We start from the raw sequence: 15,843 nt of genomic DNA on the forward strand, positions 1-15,843 counted from the left end.
TGCACTTCAACCGCGCCCGGCGATAATTCTCGCCAATAGACGAGGCCGGAGCGCGGAAAGCGATACGTTAACGTTCGGCTTCGAGGGCTCCGGTTACGGAGGCCAGATGGCCGTGGCAATAACCGCCGAAGGTAAGCGCGGGCATCATGCCCGCTGCTGCGTGATCCTGTTTCTTTGTGTTTGCCGAGCGTGCGGCCGAGGAGCCGCATCCGAACGGGGGAACGCCTTGTTTAACATCGCCAGAGCCAATGCAGGCGTACCTTTGACACCCAGCTCGCTTGATGACGCCAATCAAAATCATAAGACGTTGGCGCAGTTTTCCGTTTCCGAAGCCTGGACTGGAAATTTTTCCAGCGGCATGCTCCGTCTCGGCGAATGGAGCGCGATGCTGCACGGCCTTACCGCACAGGAATGCGGGCTGCTCGGCCTGATCCGCTGCTATGATGCCAAGGACCGCAGCCACATATTGGAGCTGTTCGAGCAGGCGGCGACGCTCTGCTCCTCCTTCTGTTTTTCGACGACGATCATCATGCCGAACGGCTTTCGCCAGCCGCTCTTCTGCATGGGAGAGTCCCAGGGGCTCGAGCAGAAATACAGCGGCAGCATGGCCGGCGTTTTCGTCTTTCCGCGCTTCAAGCAGGAAGGCGCAAGGCAGATCACGACAGCGCCGCGCAGCTTTTCAGACGCGCGAAGGACGCTGTAGCATTTTGAATTGCTGCATCGTTTTATTCGGTCGTCGGCAATAAGCCGGAGAAGCAAAATCAATGGCCGCCCCCGACGTCTGCGAGGGCGGCCTTTCTACTTTCCAGCTATCTTTTCGTTACTCCGGCTTGACCGGTATGTTGAGGCCCCTGGCACTTGCCGGACGAGCGATGCAGCGCTCCAGCCAATCCGAGACGGCGGGGAATGTCGCGTACTCGAGCACCTCGCGGCCGCCATAGAAGATGTCGGCGCCACGAACCCAGGTGAAGGTGGTGATGTCGGCGATTGTGTACTGATCGCCCATGATCCACTGGCGACCTTTCAGCCGGTCTTCGAGCACGCCGAGCAGGCGCTTGGATTCATCGCGATAACGCTCCACCGGATAGGAATTGTTGGCGACCTTGTCGGCGGCGAATTTGTAGAAATGCCCGAACTGGCCGAACATCGGGCCGATACCCGCCATCTGGAAAAACACCCACTGGATAGTTTCATATCGGCCGGCGGCATCGGCAGGGATGAGCTTGCCGGTTTTCTCCGCGAGATAAAGCAGAATGGCGCCGGATTCGAAAAGGCCGATCGGCTTCCCGTCCGGCCCGTTCGGATCGATGATCGCCGGAATGCGGCCGTTGGGATTGAGAGATTCGAATTCCGCCGACTTCTGCTCGTTGGCGGCGAAGGAAACATAATGCGGTTCATAGGGGAGGCCGAGCTCTTCGAGGGCGACGGAAACCTTCACCCCGTTCGGCGTCTGCAGGGAATAGAGCTGGATGATATCGGGATTTTTCGCCGGCCAGCGCGTCGTGATCGGAAATGCGGAAAGATCTGCCATCGGATTCTCCATGTTATCAGCCGACCATAAAAGACCCGGCTTGGCAAAGGCAAGCGGGGGCAGCCAATGCATGTCGCCCAAAAGTGCGCAGCGGTTTTGGGACAACGACATGCATGACAACAAAGATCTAAGCGCGTCGCATGAATGCAGTCGGACGCGACGCGCTTTGGAGATCGTTCCATATTAGTGAACGAAGTGTCCCCTTTCGTTTATCTTTCCACAACGCGAGAAAAGAGCGACATAGAGGCATCCGAGGTCGAAGCGGTGCCGGGGCACCAAGATCTCCAGAGTCCTTGAAACGGAGACAACGTCCATGTCGAACAACGTCATCATCCTGATTGCCCGTATCCTGCTTTCCTTCATGTTCATCCTTTCCGGCTTCATGAAGCTCACCGATCCTGCCGGTACTGCGGGCATGATCGCCGGTGCCGGCCTGCCGGCAGCATCCCTGCTGGCCTATGTCGCAGGCCTTTTCGAACTGCTGGCCGGCCTTGCGGTTCTCACAGGCTTCCAGGTCCGCATTGCCGGTTGGCTGCTCGCCGCCTTCTGTGTCTTCACGGGCATTGCCTTCCACCTGCCCTACGCAAGTGGCACGGAACTCGTGAACATTCTCAACCAGATCATGGTCATGAAGAATATCACGCTGGCCGGCGCGTACATACTGCTCGCCACCGTCGGTGCCGGCGCCTACTCGCTCGATGCCCGCCGCGGCGCCTACGTGGCCGCCTGATACCAGCAGACATCCTCCCGCAAATACGAAACCCGCCGTCATCCGACGGCGGGTTTTCTTGTGCCTGAATGGCCGGGATCAGAGGGCCGCGCGCACTGCCTCAATGATTGCTTGCACGGCGGGTTCACCGGCGTGGTTTTCCTTGCGGGCACGCACGAGGCAGGCCTGCGAATGCAGGATGACACCGTCCTGGAGCACCTTCAGGTGATTGGCGCGCAGCGTCGAGCCGGTGGAGGTGATATCGACGATGATATCGGCCGAGCCTGCGGCGGGAGCGCCCTCGGTAGCGCCCAGGCTTTCGACGATGCGATAAAGCTGGATGCCGTGCTGGCTCGAAAAGAACTGCTGGGTCAGCCGCCAGTATTTGGTGGCGATGGCTAGGCGTCGGCCGTGGCGGGCGCGGAAATCGGCGGCGACATCGACGAGATCGGCCATGGTGTCGACATCGAACCAGATCTCCGGCACGGCGACGACGACATCGGCATGGCCGAAGCCGAGACGGGCACAGAATTCGACGCGTTTGTCGACCTCGGCAAAACCCTCCCGCATCAGATCCTCGCCGGTGACGCCGAAATCGACGGTGCCATTGCCGATTTCACGGGAGATTTCGGAAGCCGAGAGGAAGGCGATCTCCACATCATCCCAGCCTTCGACGCGGCCGCGATAGGAGCGATCGTTGCCGACCGCAGAAATCGTCATGCCGGCACGTTCGAAGATCGCCGAAGCGTCTTCCTTCATCCGGCCCTTGGAGGGAAGCGCGATGGTGATGGTCATGCGGCTGCCCTTTCGGTTTCGATGCGGTCGAGCCAGAAGGAGAAGCCGACGGCCGGGATGCGGTCCGTCGCACCGAGGAAGGTCAGGAGCCGGTCGAAACGGCCGCCACCGGCCAGAACCGCGCTTGAACCTTCCACCGTCACCTCGAAGACGAGGCCGGTGTAATAATCGAGCGGCCGTCCGAAAGCGGCGCGGTAGTCGAGGCAGGAAAGATCGACACCGGCATTGAAAAGTGCTGCAACGCGGCCATTAAAGCGGGAAAGCGCATTGCCGAGTTTCAGGCCGGCAGCATCGGCGAAACCGGAAAGGGCTGCGGAAGCATTGACCAGCGGCACGTCGAGGGACAGAAATTCTTCCAGCACGTGGAAGGCCGCATCGTCGAGGCGCGTTTCGGACAGGATGAGCTTTTCCTTGAGCCGTCGGGCGATCTCCAGGGCCGAGCGGCCGGCATTCGTCGAATAGCCGGTCTTCTGCATCTCCCGCTCGAGATGGGAGACCAGCGCCTGCTCGTCGCCTGATGCAACAAGCCTGGCGATATCGTCGTCCAGCCCGGTGACGAATTGCGGGCTGACGAGGCCGGCAAGCAGTGCTTCCAGTTGCGTCATACTGCCGAAGGCGTGGATCAGGCGCTTCTGCCAGCCGAGCGGCAGGCCGAGCGCCTGGACGACCGCCTCGAAGACTGCCTGGTCGCCCAATGTCACGGCTAAGCGCCGGCCCGGCAGCAGGCGGGCGAGAATGCCGGTGGCATCACCGATGGCGCGGGCGTCGGCGTTTGACAGGTCGATATCGCCAAGATCCTCGATGCCGGCCTGATAGAATTCATTGGCGCCGTCGCGACGCTGGCGGAAAACCTCGCCGAGATAGGCGTAACGCTTCGGCGTGCCGGTCGCCGTCTCGATGTGGCGCAGACAGACGGGAATGGTGAACTCGGGACGCAGGCAGAGGCTGGCGCCGGTTTCGCTCTCCGTCATGAAGATGCGGCGGCGCAGATCTTCGCCGGCGATGTCAAGGAAAGGTTCGGCCGGCTGAATGACAGGCGTGTCGATGCGCTCGGCGTTGCGCGCATCGAATTCGGCGATGAGGTCGTTGGCGAATTCGGGGAGATTGATTAGGGGCATTGTGTCGCTCCTGGGAAAAGTCCCCTCCCCAACCCCTCCCCACAGGGGGGAGGGACTAACTCGCGGCGATCGCCGAAAAAAATTGAGAGCGCCCTCGATGAAGCAAACGTGGAGTTGGGCACAGCGGCGCCACTTGAAGCCCCTCCCCCTTGTGGGGAGGGGTTGGGGAGGGGTCTATTACGCATCCGCTGCCCTCTTCCGATCCTCGGCCTGCGCAGCAAGGATTTCCCTGACCTTGGCGACGAGGTCGGCTTCCGGCGCCGTCTCCTGCGCCACGCGCGCTTCGCGCCAGCTGGCATTGTCCTCGATCTCGCCGGAGAGCCGCTTGCCTTCGATCAGATCCTTGATCTGCACGACGCTTGTCGCGCGCTCGTCGCCGCCCTGGATGATGGCGACGGGACAGCCGCGGCGATCGGCATATTTCAGCTGGTTGCCGAACTTCTTCCAGTTGCCCTGGAACATCTCGGCGCGGATGCCGGCGGCGCGCAGTTCCTGCGTCATTTTCTGATAGCGGCCCATCGCCTCGACATCGCCGTCCATGACGGTCACCAGCACCGGCTTGATGACCTCGCTGGCGCCGAGCTTGCCGAGGTTCTTCAGCGCCGTCATCAGCCTGGAGACGCCGATCGAAAAGCCCGTCGCCGGAACCGGCTGGCCCATGAAGCGGGAGACGAGGCCGTCATAACGACCGCCGCCGCCGACCGAACCGAAGACGACTTTCTCGCCCTTTTCATTGGTGACGTCGAAGGTCAGTTCGGCCTCATAGACCGGGCCGGTATAATATTCGAGGCCGCGCACGACGGAGGGGTCGATCTTGATGCGGTCAGGGCTATAGCCGGCGCTGGTCACCAGCGCACCGATGAAATTCAGCTCCTCGACGCCTTCGCCACCCCTGGCGGTTCCCGCCACCAGCTCGGCGAGACGGAGAGCGCTTTCGGCATAGTCCGTGATGCCGACAAAGAACAGCACCTTGTCGATCTGCTCCTTATCGAGACCAGCGCCCTTGGTGAAGTCGCCGGATTCATCCTTGCGGCCGGGACCGAGCAGCAATGCCACGCCTTCCGGGCCGAACTTGTCGAGCTTGTCGATGGCGCGCAGCACGTTGAGCCGCTGGCCGGCCTTGTCGTCGCCGCCGAGACCGATCGCCTCGAGCACACCATCCAGAACCTTGCGGTTGTTGACGCGGATGAGATAATCGCCGCGCTTGATGCCGAGGGCTTCCAGCGTATCGGCCATCATCATGCACATTTCGGCATCGGCCTGAACACCAGGCGCGCCGACGGTATCGGCATCGAACTGCATGAACTGGCGGAAACGGCCCGGGCCCGGCTTCTCGTTGCGGAAGACGTAGCCGGCGCGATAAGTGCGGTAAGGCAGTTGGATCTCGTTGAAATTCTCGGCGACATGACGGGCGAGCGGCGCCGTCAGGTCGTAACGCAGCGACATCCATTGCTCGTCATCGTCCTGCAGCGAGAACACGCCTTCGTTCGGCCGGTCGCTATCGGGCAGAAACTTGCCAAGCGCATCGGTATATTCGAACAGCGGCGTTTCGAGCGGATCGAAACCATAATGCTCATAGACTTCCCGGATCTTTGCCGTCATCTCGTTGACGGCGCGGATATCGCCGGCCGTCCGGTCGACGAAGCCGCGCGGCAGGCGGGCCTTGAGCTTTTGCGGTTTCTTCTGCTTGTCGTTCATTTCCGGGGATTCCACTGACTGTGACAGTGGCGGTTTCCTAGCGGATTGGGCGGGGAGCGGCAAGGGCGAAGGGTCTTGATGTGGCTGCGAGAATCGATTGAACGAAGGAGTTCCATCAGAAATGCGGATATGCTCATGATCACCGAGGCGCTTCTCTATGCCGCGACCTTGCCGCTGACCGGCAAGCCGCATCGAAAGTTCATCCGCTATTCCGTCAATCTCTGGTCACGGGCCGAGCGCTACGCGGCGGATTGGGCCGAACATGAGGAGATGAGCCGGAAGGTGATCCTGGCGGCAGATGAGCCGGAAGGTGATCCTGGCGGCAGCGGCCGACCTCAGGCAGAAGCGGACCGCCATCGTCCTCGGCTCCGGCCTGTTGCGCGACGTCCCGATCGAAGCGCTGGCGCGGGATTTCGACACCGTCGTCCTGGTCGACCTCGTTCATCTCGCCTCGGTGCGCCTGTGGCTGTCGGCCAAATTCTATCGCAATGTCCGGCTGATCGAGCGCGATCTCTCCGGCTATGATGAGCTTGCTGCCGGCTGCGAACCCGAACCGCTCGGCTTCCTGCGCCGCGTGCCCTATCTCGATTTCGTGGTTTCCGCCAACCTCTTGTCGCAGATCGGTCGCGGCGTGAAACGACGCCATGAGGCCGAGGCCAGGCGAATGCCTGAAGACACGGTGGAAAGGCTGATCGCGGCACATTTGACCGGGCTTGCGGGACTTCCCTGCTGCAGCTGCCTGGTGACCGACATCGCCTATGCCGTCATCGACCGCAACGGCAAGACGCATGAAGAGGCCGACCTGCTGCATGGCGTCTTGCCGCCGCCGGCAAAAGCCGCCTGGACATGGCCGGTCGCGCCGCTCGGCGAAGAGAGCAAGGATTATAAGATCGAGCACAAGGTCATTGCCGCCTGGTGACCGGGATGTGACCGCCGGCTTGGCTTCTATCCGGCCTTCGCCTATAAAACAGCATGCGCACGTTCGCTCTCATCACGATGTTTCTCGGCTGGCTGGTCTACAGCGCCATGTCCGCATGGGCAGGCTGTCCGACATGTGCGTCGATGAATGCGCCGGTTGCCGTCGAAACCGGCGTGCACCACGAAATGCACGGCATGGCTACCTCCGAGTCGGGGAGAAAGACTGAGCCCTCGAAAGGCCCCTGCGCCAGCGGCAATTCCGCACATATGCCGCTTTGCGTCGCCTGCCTGTTGCTGCCACCGACGGTGACGGTCGTGGCCAGCGGAAAGTCCATTTTCGGCTACCCCACGCCGGCGCCTGCCCACGCCCTGGACGACGACAAGCCGGTACCGCAGCCGCCCCCTCCCCGACTGTCCTGACACTACAGCAATCCATGCCAATCGGGTGACCCAGCCGCCCGGCAAACCTATTGTCAGACAGAGGAAGGAACTCTCATGTCTCTGAAAATCATTGCCCTCTCCGCAGTGCTCGCGATCGTCGCCGCTCCCGTCCTTGCCGAAGACAAGCCGATGGACATGAGCAAGCCGATGGGCAACCACGATGCGGCAAGCCACGCCTTCAGCGATGCGAATGCCAAGATGCACAAGGATATGATGATCGAGTATAGCGGCGATGCCGATGCGGATTTCGTCCGCGGCATGATCCCGCACCATCAGGGCGCGATCGATATGGCCAAGATCGAGCTGCGATACGGAAAAGATCCCGATATCCGCAAGCTCGCCGAAGCCGTCGTCAAGGCGCAGGAAGCCGAGATCGCCGAGATGAATGCCTGGCTCAAGGCCCAGGGCAAGTAGTCGATCGTTGACGGAAAAGGGGAACGCCGGAAATGTCAGGCGTTCCCAGACTCTTTCGTCATGCTCGACCAGCCCCTCATCCGCCTGCCGGCACCTTCTCCCCGCACGCGGGGCGAAGGGGATATGCCGCGACCTCTCCGTCCCCCGCCACCTCTCGCAGGGCACGTCCCCTCGCCCCGTTTTTAGGGGGAGAGGTTAGGGTGAGGGGCAGCCATTCGCGCAAACCGGACAGCAGGGGCACAACGCCGGTAACGTCAGTCCTTCGGCTCGAAATCGGCCGGGCGACGGCCGGCGCCCTGTCGCTCCAGCATCCAGCCCGGATATTCCGGAGCAAGCGCGCTCACCTCGTCGAGCCTCTTCATATCGTCTTCATCGAGCTTCAGCTTGACGGCGGCAAGGTTCTGGTCGAGCTGATCGACCCGCTTGGCGCCGATGATGACTGTGGTGACGAAGGGCTTGGCGAGGATATAGGCGAGCGCCACGGTGGCGACGCTGACGCCGTGTTTTTCGGCGACTTCGCGCATGACGGCGACGCAGGCCCAGGCCTTGTCCTTGTCGACGGGCGGGAAATCGAAACTGGCGCGGCGGCCTTCACCATTGCCGGGCGCGCCGGGACCATACTTGCCGGAGAGCAGACCGCCGGCGAGCGGCGACCAGACCATCAGGCCGATCTTTTCCTCCTGCATCATCGGCACGATGTCGCGCTCGAGATCGCGGCCGGCGATGGAGTAATAGGCCTGTACTGTCTCGAAGCGGGCAAAGCCGCTGCGTTCCGACAGGCCGAGCGCCTTGGAAATGCGCCAGGCCTGCCAGTTGGAGACGCCGATATAACGGACGAGACCACGGGAAACGAGGTCGTCCAGAGCGCGCAGCGTCTCCTCGATCGGCGTCACCGTATCGGTCGCGTGGATCTGATAGAGGTCGATATGGTCGGTCTGCAGGCGCTTGAGGCTCGCCTCGACCGAATCCATGATGTGACCGCGCGAGGCGCCGCGGTCATTCGGCTTATCGCCCATGACGCCGTAGACCTTGGTCGCGATGACGACGTCCTTGCGTGGGATGTCCAGGTTCTTCAGCGCCTGGCCGAGCAGCCTTTCGGACTCGCCGGATGAATAGACGTCGGCCGTGTCGATGAAATTGACGCCGGATGCAAGCGAGCGCTCGACGATCCGGTCGGCGGCATTCTGGTCGACGTCGGCGATGGCGCCCCACATACTGCCCTGTTTGGCTTCGCCGAAGGTCATTGTGCCCAGGCAGATTTCCGAGACGAAAAGTCCCGTATTTCCGAGTTGATTGTAACGCATCGTGGAAAAATTCCTTTGTGTCTGCCGCAAGAGGGGCTTGCGAACTGAAGAACTTCATTTTTTGATTATTGGCCTGCATATGACAGGCACAGCCGTGGCTGGCTGCAAGGTGAGGCGATTTTCATGTAGTGCAGCGGCGGCGCTTTTCAACGCTAAGCCTTGTCGCATCGGAAGTTGACGCCCTTGTCTCGACACAGGCGGCCGTTAGATTGCCGGCCATATTTCAAGAGGTACGCATATGACGACGCGACCACTGACCACGATTGGTTTCGATGCCGACGATACACTCTGGCAGAACGAACAATATTACCGGCTGACGGAAGCGCATTTCACCAGGCTTCTTGCCGATTTCGCCGAAGGACCGAAGATTTCCGAACGGCTGCTGGAGGCCGAGAAACGCAACCTTCGCCACTACGGCTTCGGCATCAAGGGCTTCACGCTGTCGATGATCGAGACCGCGATCGAAATCACCGAGGGCAAGGTTCCGGCGAGCGTGATCGCCAAGATCCTCGATACCGGCCGGGATCTTCTCAACCATCCGGTCGAGACCCTGCCGCATGTGCGCGATACGCTGGAGGCGCTTGCCGGCAAGTACCTGCTTGTCATGATCACCAAGGGCGATCTCTTCGATCAGGAGCGCAAGCTCGCTCAATCCGGGCTCGGCGACTTCTTCGATGCCGTTGAGATCGTCTCCGACAAGACGGCCGTCACCTATCGTCGCATCTTCGCCAAGGTCGGCGACGGGCCGGAACGGGCGATGATGGTCGGCAATTCGCTGAAATCGGACATCGTGCCGGCACTCGCCGCCGGCAGCTACGGCGTCTTCGTGCCACACGAACTGACCTGGGTGCTGGAACATGTCGACGAGCCGACGGAAGCGCCACGTTTCCGCAAGATCGGCCATCTCGGCGAATTGCGCGACCTGATCGACCGCCTTTCATAAGCTGCGCTTGCAGCTCTTATCTCATTGCTTGGCGGGCGCCTTTGGAAATAGCGACGGGCGTTCCGGCTCGGCCGGCGGTTTCGGCTGCTGCGGGGCAGCCGCCAGCGGCTCGATCAGGATGCTGAAGGGAGCGCCGAGGCCGCGCCGAGGCGAGACCTTGGAATAATAAGGACGCAGCAGCCACGTGGCGTTTTCCTTGACTGTCGTCTCGAAGCTCATGCCGTCTTCGTCGGTGCCGAAGAAGGCCTCGTCATCCGGTTTCGACAGGTCAAAGATCGCCAGGAAGGCAAATTTGCTCTTGCTGGAAAAACTGATCTTCATGTGCTGGCCGGCGCGCACCGGCAGTGTATAGACATGGCCATTGCCGAACTTCGTCCAGCCCTTCAACTGCATGGTGACGGCCGGAAACTGCAGCTTCTCCAGCTTCTCTCCGGGATCGAGCTGCGGCGTCTGCGCCATGGCGGAGACCGTCAGGAGGAAAAGGGCGGCGGCGGCGATCAATGTTCTCACGGAGTGATCTTTCATGGGCGAACCAGGGCGGTGCGCATCGCCTCGACCTCGGGCCGGCAGAAGCAGCCGTCCAGATGATCGTTGACGAGACCCATCGCCTGCATGAAAGCATAAACTGTGGTCGGGCCGACAAAGGTCCAGCCGCGTTTCTTCAGATCCTTCGAAATGACCACGGATGTCGGCGTCGTCGGATTGGCGACGATGTGATCACGATCGACGACTGCCGGCCGCTCGTTATGGCCGGGTTCGTAGCGCCAGAAATAATGGGCGAGCGAGCCGAATTCGTCCCTGAGTTCTATTGCACGCCTGGCATTGTTGATGGTCGAGACGATCTTGCCGCGATGACGGATGATGCCGGCATCGGCAAGGCAGCGCGCGACATCGCCTTCGCCGAAGAGGGCGACCTTCTCGAAATCGAAACCTGAAAAGGCGGCGCGGAAATTCTCGCGCTTGCGCAGGATGGTCAGCCAGGAAAGGCCGGACTGGAAACCTTCGAGGCAGATCTTCTCGAAGAGGCGGACGTCGTCGGTGACGGGGCGGCCCCATTCCTCGTCATGATACCTGAGATAGTCGGGCAGGTTGGCGTGCCAGTGGCAGCGGCTCCTGCCGTCCTCGCCGATGATGATGCCTGTCGCGCTCATGATCCTTCATTCTGCGGGGGTCCGCTTCGTTCTCCGGTCTTGATTCCGGCTTTACCATTTGCAAACCGTCTTTCCAAACCGAACGGTAACCCTGACGAAAAGTTTATCCGATCGGTCGGCTTTTCATGAATCGATCTTTACCATTCGCTGGCGGATTGGGTGGCAGCGTCTTTCTCGGGCGGAACATCTCCGCCGGGGCGGACATGACCCGCCAGCGCATTTTCGGTCATTTGTAGAGAGTTCGTCCGATGATGAAACAGCTTGTTCTTGCCGCAGCCCTCTTCGGCATCTTCTCCACGGCCGCCCTTGCAGACGACCGCTACGCCACCCGCCCGCCCGTCGTGCTCAGCCCCGATCTGACCGCGCCCTGGATCAACCAGCTGGGCGGCGGCACGGTTCGTCCCGTCGTCTACCAGCGGCCGGTCATCCAGCCGCAGCAGCGCGGCCTTTTCCAGCGCCGCGTGCTGCGCCAGGCGCCGCAGGTGTCACCGCAGACCGTTTCGGCGATCAATCCCGGCATCCCGTCGATCCGCCATCCGATCGAACCGCAATACCTGCCACAGATGGTTGACTACGACACCACGGAAAAGCCCGGCACGATCGTCATCGATACCAACAACCGCTTCCTCTATCTGGTGATGCAAGGCGGCAAGGCGCGCCGCTACGGCGTCGGCGTCGGCAAGCCGGGCTTCGAATGGGCAGGCGCTCACAAGATCACCCGCAAGACCGAATGGCCGGACTGGACGCCGCCTTCCGAGATGATCAGCCGCGAGGCCGCCAAGGGCCATTACCTGCCGGCGCGCATGGACGGCGGCGCAGAAAACCCGCTCGGCGCGCGCGCCATGTATCTCGGCTCGACGCTTTACCGCATCCACGGCACCAACGCGCCCTGGTCGATCGGCAGCGCCGTCTCCTCCGGATGCATTCGCCTGCGCAACGAAGACGTCGTCGACCTGTACGACCGCGTCAGTGTGGGAACCCGCGTCATCGTCATGTAAAGGCGGGCCAATACTTGCAGCGCCACGCGTCTTTTCAGATGCGCAAAGGACGCTGTAACCTTTAAATTGCTGCATGATTTTTCCTAAAGTCGATTTCGATTTGCGGATAAATCATGCAGTCGGAGCCGCAAGAACAGCCGGCTCCCCTTCTCCAAAATTGCTGTATCCGGCCACGCCGATCTTGAATCAGGCAGAAGTTCATGTAGCTTCGAGCGGATTTGCTTGAGGGGAATCGATCATGATCAAACTAATGCCGGGTCTGGCTGCTGCCGGACTTGTCCTGTCCTTGATGTCTACATCCGCCTTTGCAGCGCCTGCCGGCTCCGCGCCCGACAATGCACGGGCCCCGGCACAGATCGTGCGCGTGGCGCAGATGCCGAAATACGTGAAGCCGCAGTTCAAGCGCAAGAAAGTGCGCCTAGTGACGACGGAAGCCGCCGGCACCGTCATCATCGATACCAACAACAAGTATCTCTACCTCGTCGAAGGCAACAACCGCGCCACCCGCTACGGCATCGGCGTCGGCCGCGATGGCTTCGGCTGGTCCGGGGTCGTCAAGATCGGCCGCAAGGCCGAATGGCCGGGCTGGACGCCGCCGGCCGAGATGCGCCGCCGCGAAGCCGCCAAGGGACATATGATTCCTGCTTTCCAGGAAGGCGGCGAGGACAACCCGCTCGGCGCCCGCGCCATGTATCTTTACCAGGGTGGCCGCGACACGATCTTCCGTATTCACGGCACCAATCAGCCCTGGACGATCGGCCTCAACATGTCTTCCGGCTGCATCCGGATGATGAACGAGGATGTGACGCATCTCTACGATCGCGCGCCTGTCGGCACCAAGGTGATCGTCATCGGCCCCGGCAACCGGCAGGGCAAGGTCGCGTTTGAAGACCGGGGCATCGACGTGCTGCGCACGATGTTTGGCGGCTGAGCAACACTTTCAAAAAAAACGAAAGGCGCATTCTGACGCGCCTTTTGTTTTGCTTAGACTTTGCAGCCGAAAGCTGGCAAACCTGCCTAAGAGTCGACACATTTGCAATATCGGGGCTATTCAATGACATATGCGCTGCGTTCCTCCGCTTCACTGCTTGCGGGCATCGCGTTTTTGACAATCTGTTCGGCAGTTACCGCCTCGGCGGAAGATCTGCAATTCTCCGTCTACGGCGGCTATCAGACCGCACCGCATAGCGGCGTCGATCTCTCCGACGGCACGCATTTCACCGCCGGCTGGGAAGGCAAGTCCTTCGGCGCCCCGCCCTATTACGGCGGCCGCGTCACCTGGTGGCTCGAGAACTTCAACAAACCGAATTGGGGTATCTCGCTCGATTATACCCATGACAAGGTCTATGCCGACGACGATACGCTGGCCAAGACCGGCTGGTCGCATTTCGAATTCACCGACGGCCTGAACCTGATCACGCTGAATGGTCTCTACCGTTTCCAGGATCCGACCCGCCGCTGGACGCCCTATCTCGGCGCCGGTATCGGCGTGAACATTCCGCATGTCGAAGTGATTCGCCCTGAGGGCAAGACCTGGGCCTATGAATTCGGCGGCGTGACGCTGCAGGCCCAGGCCGGCGTCGACTTCAAGGTGACCGAGCGCTGGTCGACCTTCGTCGAATACAAGGGCACCTATTCGCGCATCGACGTTCCGATCGACAGCGGCGTCGACCTGAAGACCAACATCTTCACGAATGCCGTCAACGTCGGCGTTTCATTCCACTGGTAAGGATAAATTTCGGCTGCGGTGTTAGAGCGGTTCAGCGCATAGAAGCGCAGAACCGCTCTAACCTTTTATTGTTACGCAACTCCGGACGGAAAACCGCTTCGCACTTTTCCTGAAATTGCTCTATTTGGTGCCGCAGCTGACCTTGCCCTCGACGGCATAGGGTTTTGCGCCGCCTGCGATCGTCAGGGAATAGGTGCCGCTGAAATTTGCCGCCGGCTTGCCGCGCTCGCCGGCGACGACCACCAGATCCAGTGTTGCTCCGCCGGTATCATCTTCGCCGCCGTCAAAGACCTCCATAAGCAGTTCGCCGTCGCGCGACCAGTGATTGGTCAGGTGCTGCGATTCGAAAACACGCTTTCCGAATACGGTTGATTCCTTGACGATGAGCGCGCCGCGGAAATGATTGAGCTTGTGGCCGGCGGTACTTTCGAAACCGCTTTCCAGCGTGAAGCGCGCTTCCTTGTCATCGGCGGAACAGAAGTAACGACTGTCGGCATAGGCAGTGCCTGCCGCACCGAGCAGTCCCGCAAGTACAATCATTCCCCGCCACATCGTCTAAACTCCCGAGACCGGCCCGACGGCCCTTCGCAAGCTTCAACCTAACGGCAAACCTGTTAATTTTTCCGGCACAGCGCCGCCATAGGCCCAATCGAGAAGTTCGACCGTATGGAGGATTGGCATGCCGGTGCCGGTGGCGATCTGGGTGATGCAGCCGATATTGCCGGTGGCGATAATATCGGCCTTGGTCGCCTCGATGTTCTTGACCTTGCGCGCCTTCAACGCCGCTGAGATTTCCGGCTGCATGATGTTGTAGGTGCCGGCAGAGCCGCAGCACAGATGGCCTTCGGCCGGATCGCGCACGGCAAAGCCCGCCGCTTTCAGCAATTGCTTCGGCGCGAGCGTGATGCGCTGGCCGTGCTGCATCGAACAGGCGGAATGATAGGCGACCGTGATGCCCTTCGGCATGTGTGCCGGCAGGTCGAGGGTTGCGAGATATTCGGTGACGTCCTTGGCCAGTGCCGAAACCCTGGCCGCCTTTTCGGCATAGGCGGGATCGAGGCGCAGCATGTGGCCGTAATCCTTGATCGTCGTGCCGCAGCCCGAGGCGGTGATGATGATCGCATCAAGGCCCTGCCCGTCGATCTCGCGCGTCCAGATATCGACATTGGCACGGGCGCTTTCGAGCGCCTGCTCGGCGCGGCCCATGTGATGGACCAGCGAGCCGCAGCAGACCTCGCCTTCCGGCAGCACGACCTCGACGCCGAGGCGCGTCAACAGCCGGATCGCCGCCGCGTTGATGCCGGGATCGAGCACCGGCTGGGCGCAGCCGGAAAGGATCGCCACCCGGCCGCGCCGTTCCGTCTCGGGCAGGTAGCTGCCGGGCTTTGCGAACGGCGAAGCAGCGGGGATGCGGCGCGGCGCAAGCGCCAGCATGGCGGCGAAGGGTTTCAGCGCGCCGCCCCGCATCAGACCGGCGAAGGACCGGCCGAGACGGGCGAGATTGAGCGCCAGGCGAAAGCGGCCGGGATAGGGCAGCACGGCAGCAAGAATGGCGCGCGTCAGCCGGTTCATGAACGGGCGTTTGTAGGTCTTTTCGATATGGGCGCGGGCGTGATCGACCAGATGCATGTAATCGACGCCGGAGGGACAGGTGGTGACGCAGGCAAGGCAGGAGAGGCAGCGGTCGATATGAGTGACGACCTCGGCGTCGGCGGGCCGGCCGTTTTCCAGCATGTCCTTGATCAGGTAGATGCGGCCGCGCGGGCTGTCGAGCTCGTTGCCGAGCGTCACATAGGTAGGACAGGTGGCGGTGCAGAAACCGCAATGGACACATTTGCGCAGGATCTGCTCGGATTCGGCGACATTGGGGTCGAGGAGCTGAGCCGGGGTGAAGTTGGTTTGCATCACGTAGTCTCCAGCCGGGTTTCATAAGGTTGGAGCGACGCGGTAGCCACTTGCTCCCTCTTCTCCCCCGCGGGGAGAAGTGCCGAGCAAAGTGAGGCGATGAGGGGGCGAGCGACGAAAGCAGCGAGCATCTGAGCGACAAGCGAAGATGACATTTGCCGCGCCGCCCCCCTCATCCGACCCTTCGGG

17 protein-coding genes and 1 pseudogene are annotated in these 15,843 nt (G+C 61.4%); 9 read left to right on the forward strand and 9 right to left on the reverse strand.

Annotated features, from left to right (window positions below):
* The first annotated feature begins 226 nt into the window (after positions 1–226).
* Positions 227–703, forward strand: a complete 477-nt coding sequence (locus ACIPSK_RS13735) for a hypothetical protein (RefSeq protein WP_162118878.1) — start codon at positions 227–229, stop codon at positions 701–703.
* Positions 704–820: 117 nt separating this feature from the next.
* On the opposite strand, the gene ACIPSK_RS13740 is transcribed toward ACIPSK_RS13735, so the two are convergent.
* On the reverse strand, positions 821–1,531 hold the full coding sequence (locus tag ACIPSK_RS13740) for a glutathione binding-like protein (RefSeq protein ID WP_162118877.1): 711 nt from the start codon (positions 1,529–1,531) through the stop codon (positions 821–823).
* Between the two features lie 313 nt (positions 1,532–1,844).
* Between ACIPSK_RS13740 and ACIPSK_RS13745 the strand changes: the two genes are divergently transcribed.
* The gene (locus ACIPSK_RS13745) at positions 1,845–2,261 is read left to right on the forward strand and encodes a DoxX family protein (RefSeq protein ID WP_162118876.1); all 417 of its coding nucleotides are present in this window, start codon (positions 1,845–1,847) and stop codon (positions 2,259–2,261) included.
* Between the two features lie 78 nt (positions 2,262–2,339).
* Here ACIPSK_RS13745 and hisG read toward each other — a convergent pair whose 3' ends face one another.
* From hisG to hisS, 3 genes are all read right to left on the reverse strand, one after another.
* Positions 2,340–3,035, reverse strand: coding sequence for an ATP phosphoribosyltransferase (gene hisG / locus ACIPSK_RS13750; protein WP_162118875.1), 696 nt, complete (start codon positions 3,033–3,035; stop codon positions 2,340–2,342).
* Positions 3,032–4,153: an ATP phosphoribosyltransferase regulatory subunit gene (locus ACIPSK_RS13755; protein WP_162118874.1), complete on the reverse strand. Its 1,122-nt coding sequence runs from the start codon at positions 4,151–4,153 to the stop codon at positions 3,032–3,034. Before ACIPSK_RS13755 ends, hisG begins: the two co-directional genes overlap by 4 nt.
* A gap of 177 nt (positions 4,154–4,330) precedes the next feature.
* On the reverse strand, positions 4,331–5,851 hold the full coding sequence (hisS, locus tag ACIPSK_RS13760) for a histidine--tRNA ligase (RefSeq protein ID WP_162118873.1): 1,521 nt from the start codon (positions 5,849–5,851) through the stop codon (positions 4,331–4,333).
* A gap of 129 nt (positions 5,852–5,980) precedes the next feature.
* Here hisS and ACIPSK_RS13765 point away from each other — a divergent pair.
* From ACIPSK_RS13765 to copM, 3 genes and pseudogenes are all read left to right on the forward strand, one after another.
* Positions 5,981–6,770: pseudogene (locus ACIPSK_RS13765) on the forward strand (hypothetical protein).
* A 53-nt stretch (positions 6,771–6,823) separates the two neighbouring features.
* Positions 6,824–7,189: a hypothetical protein gene (locus ACIPSK_RS13770; protein WP_162118872.1), complete on the forward strand. Its 366-nt coding sequence runs from the start codon at positions 6,824–6,826 to the stop codon at positions 7,187–7,189.
* A gap of 75 nt (positions 7,190–7,264) precedes the next feature.
* Positions 7,265–7,624: a CopM family metallochaperone gene (copM, locus tag ACIPSK_RS13775; protein ID WP_162118871.1), complete on the forward strand. Its 360-nt coding sequence runs from the start codon at positions 7,265–7,267 to the stop codon at positions 7,622–7,624.
* Positions 7,625–7,878: 254 nt separating this feature from the next.
* Here the strand turns inward: copM and ACIPSK_RS13780 are convergent, their stop codons facing one another.
* The gene (locus ACIPSK_RS13780) at positions 7,879–8,928 is read right to left on the reverse strand and encodes an aldo/keto reductase (RefSeq protein ID WP_162118870.1); all 1,050 of its coding nucleotides are present in this window, start codon (positions 8,926–8,928) and stop codon (positions 7,879–7,881) included.
* A gap of 238 nt (positions 8,929–9,166) precedes the next feature.
* Here ACIPSK_RS13780 and ACIPSK_RS13785 point away from each other — a divergent pair, with 238 nt between their 5' ends.
* Positions 9,167–9,871, forward strand: a complete 705-nt coding sequence (locus ACIPSK_RS13785; RefSeq protein WP_017967168.1) for an HAD family hydrolase — start codon at positions 9,167–9,169, stop codon at positions 9,869–9,871.
* Positions 9,872–9,892: 21 nt separating this feature from the next.
* On the opposite strand, the gene ACIPSK_RS13790 is transcribed toward ACIPSK_RS13785, so the two are convergent.
* On the reverse strand, positions 9,893–10,396 hold the full coding sequence (locus ACIPSK_RS13790; RefSeq protein WP_162118869.1) for a hypothetical protein: 504 nt from the start codon (positions 10,394–10,396) through the stop codon (positions 9,893–9,895).
* Positions 10,393–11,022, reverse strand: a complete 630-nt coding sequence (locus tag ACIPSK_RS13795) for a DNA-3-methyladenine glycosylase I (RefSeq protein ID WP_162118868.1) — start codon at positions 11,020–11,022, stop codon at positions 10,393–10,395. The genes ACIPSK_RS13790 and ACIPSK_RS13795 overlap by 4 nt, the downstream gene beginning before the upstream one ends.
* 248 nt (positions 11,023–11,270) lie before the next feature.
* Between ACIPSK_RS13795 and ACIPSK_RS13800 the strand changes: the two genes are divergently transcribed.
* The 3 genes from ACIPSK_RS13800 (at position 11,271) to ACIPSK_RS13810 (ending at position 13,749) form a co-directional block, all read left to right on the forward strand.
* Entirely contained in the window at positions 11,271–12,020 is a 750-nt protein-coding gene (locus tag ACIPSK_RS13800; protein WP_162118867.1) for a L,D-transpeptidase, read from the forward strand.
* A 238-nt stretch (positions 12,021–12,258) separates the two neighbouring features.
* Entirely contained in the window at positions 12,259–12,951 is a 693-nt protein-coding gene (locus ACIPSK_RS13805; protein WP_017967164.1) for a L,D-transpeptidase, read from the forward strand.
* Between the two features lie 123 nt (positions 12,952–13,074).
* Positions 13,075–13,749, forward strand: coding sequence for an outer membrane protein (locus tag ACIPSK_RS13810; RefSeq protein WP_017967163.1), 675 nt, complete (start codon positions 13,075–13,077; stop codon positions 13,747–13,749).
* Between the two features lie 120 nt (positions 13,750–13,869).
* On the opposite strand, the gene ACIPSK_RS13815 is transcribed toward ACIPSK_RS13810, so the two are convergent.
* Both ACIPSK_RS13815 and glcF read right to left on the reverse strand, forming a co-directional pair.
* Positions 13,870–14,301 carry a hypothetical protein gene (locus ACIPSK_RS13815; protein WP_162118866.1) on the reverse strand — a complete coding sequence of 144 codons (432 nt, stop codon included), beginning with the start codon at positions 14,299–14,301 and terminating at the stop codon, positions 13,870–13,872.
* Positions 14,302–14,343: 42 nt separating this feature from the next.
* A complete protein-coding gene (gene glcF, locus ACIPSK_RS13820; protein WP_162118865.1) occupies positions 14,344–15,654 on the reverse strand; it encodes a glycolate oxidase subunit GlcF in 1,311 nt (436 codons plus the stop codon).
* Positions 15,655–15,843 lie beyond the last annotated feature (189 nt).

Source organism: Rhizobium sp. LARHSG275, from assembly GCF_052871115.1.

Coding starts and splice junctions, on each gene's coding strand:
- ACIPSK_RS13815 (WP_162118866.1), bottom strand. CDS start 14,301: ATGTGGCGGGGAATGATTGTACTTGCGGGACTGCTCGGTGCGGCAGGC.
- ACIPSK_RS13800 (WP_162118867.1), top strand. CDS start 11,271: ATGATGAAACAGCTTGTTCTTGCCGCAGCCCTCTTCGGCATCTTCTCC.
- glcF (WP_162118865.1), bottom strand. CDS start 15,654: ATGCAAACCAACTTCACCCCGGCTCAGCTCCTCGACCCCAATGTCGCC.
- ACIPSK_RS13780 (WP_162118870.1), bottom strand. CDS start 8,928: ATGCGTTACAATCAACTCGGAAATACGGGACTTTTCGTCTCGGAAATC.
- copM (WP_162118871.1), top strand. CDS start 7,265: ATGTCTCTGAAAATCATTGCCCTCTCCGCAGTGCTCGCGATCGTCGCC.
- ACIPSK_RS13790 (WP_162118869.1), bottom strand. CDS start 10,396: ATGAAAGATCACTCCGTGAGAACATTGATCGCCGCCGCCGCCCTTTTC.
- hisS (WP_162118873.1), bottom strand. CDS start 5,851: ATGAACGACAAGCAGAAGAAACCGCAAAAGCTCAAGGCCCGCCTGCCG.
- ACIPSK_RS13755 (WP_162118874.1), bottom strand. CDS start 4,153: ATGCCCCTAATCAATCTCCCCGAATTCGCCAACGACCTCATCGCCGAA.
- ACIPSK_RS13805 (WP_017967164.1), top strand. CDS start 12,259: ATGATCAAACTAATGCCGGGTCTGGCTGCTGCCGGACTTGTCCTGTCC.
- ACIPSK_RS13770 (WP_162118872.1), top strand. CDS start 6,824: ATGCGCACGTTCGCTCTCATCACGATGTTTCTCGGCTGGCTGGTCTAC.
- ACIPSK_RS13810 (WP_017967163.1), top strand. CDS start 13,075: ATGACATATGCGCTGCGTTCCTCCGCTTCACTGCTTGCGGGCATCGCG.
- ACIPSK_RS13795 (WP_162118868.1), bottom strand. CDS start 11,022: ATGAGCGCGACAGGCATCATCATCGGCGAGGACGGCAGGAGCCGCTGC.
- ACIPSK_RS13745 (WP_162118876.1), top strand. CDS start 1,845: ATGTCGAACAACGTCATCATCCTGATTGCCCGTATCCTGCTTTCCTTC.
- ACIPSK_RS13785 (WP_017967168.1), top strand. CDS start 9,167: ATGACGACGCGACCACTGACCACGATTGGTTTCGATGCCGACGATACA.
- ACIPSK_RS13740 (WP_162118877.1), bottom strand. CDS start 1,531: ATGGCAGATCTTTCCGCATTTCCGATCACGACGCGCTGGCCGGCGAAA.
- hisG (WP_162118875.1), bottom strand. CDS start 3,035: ATGACCATCACCATCGCGCTTCCCTCCAAGGGCCGGATGAAGGAAGAC.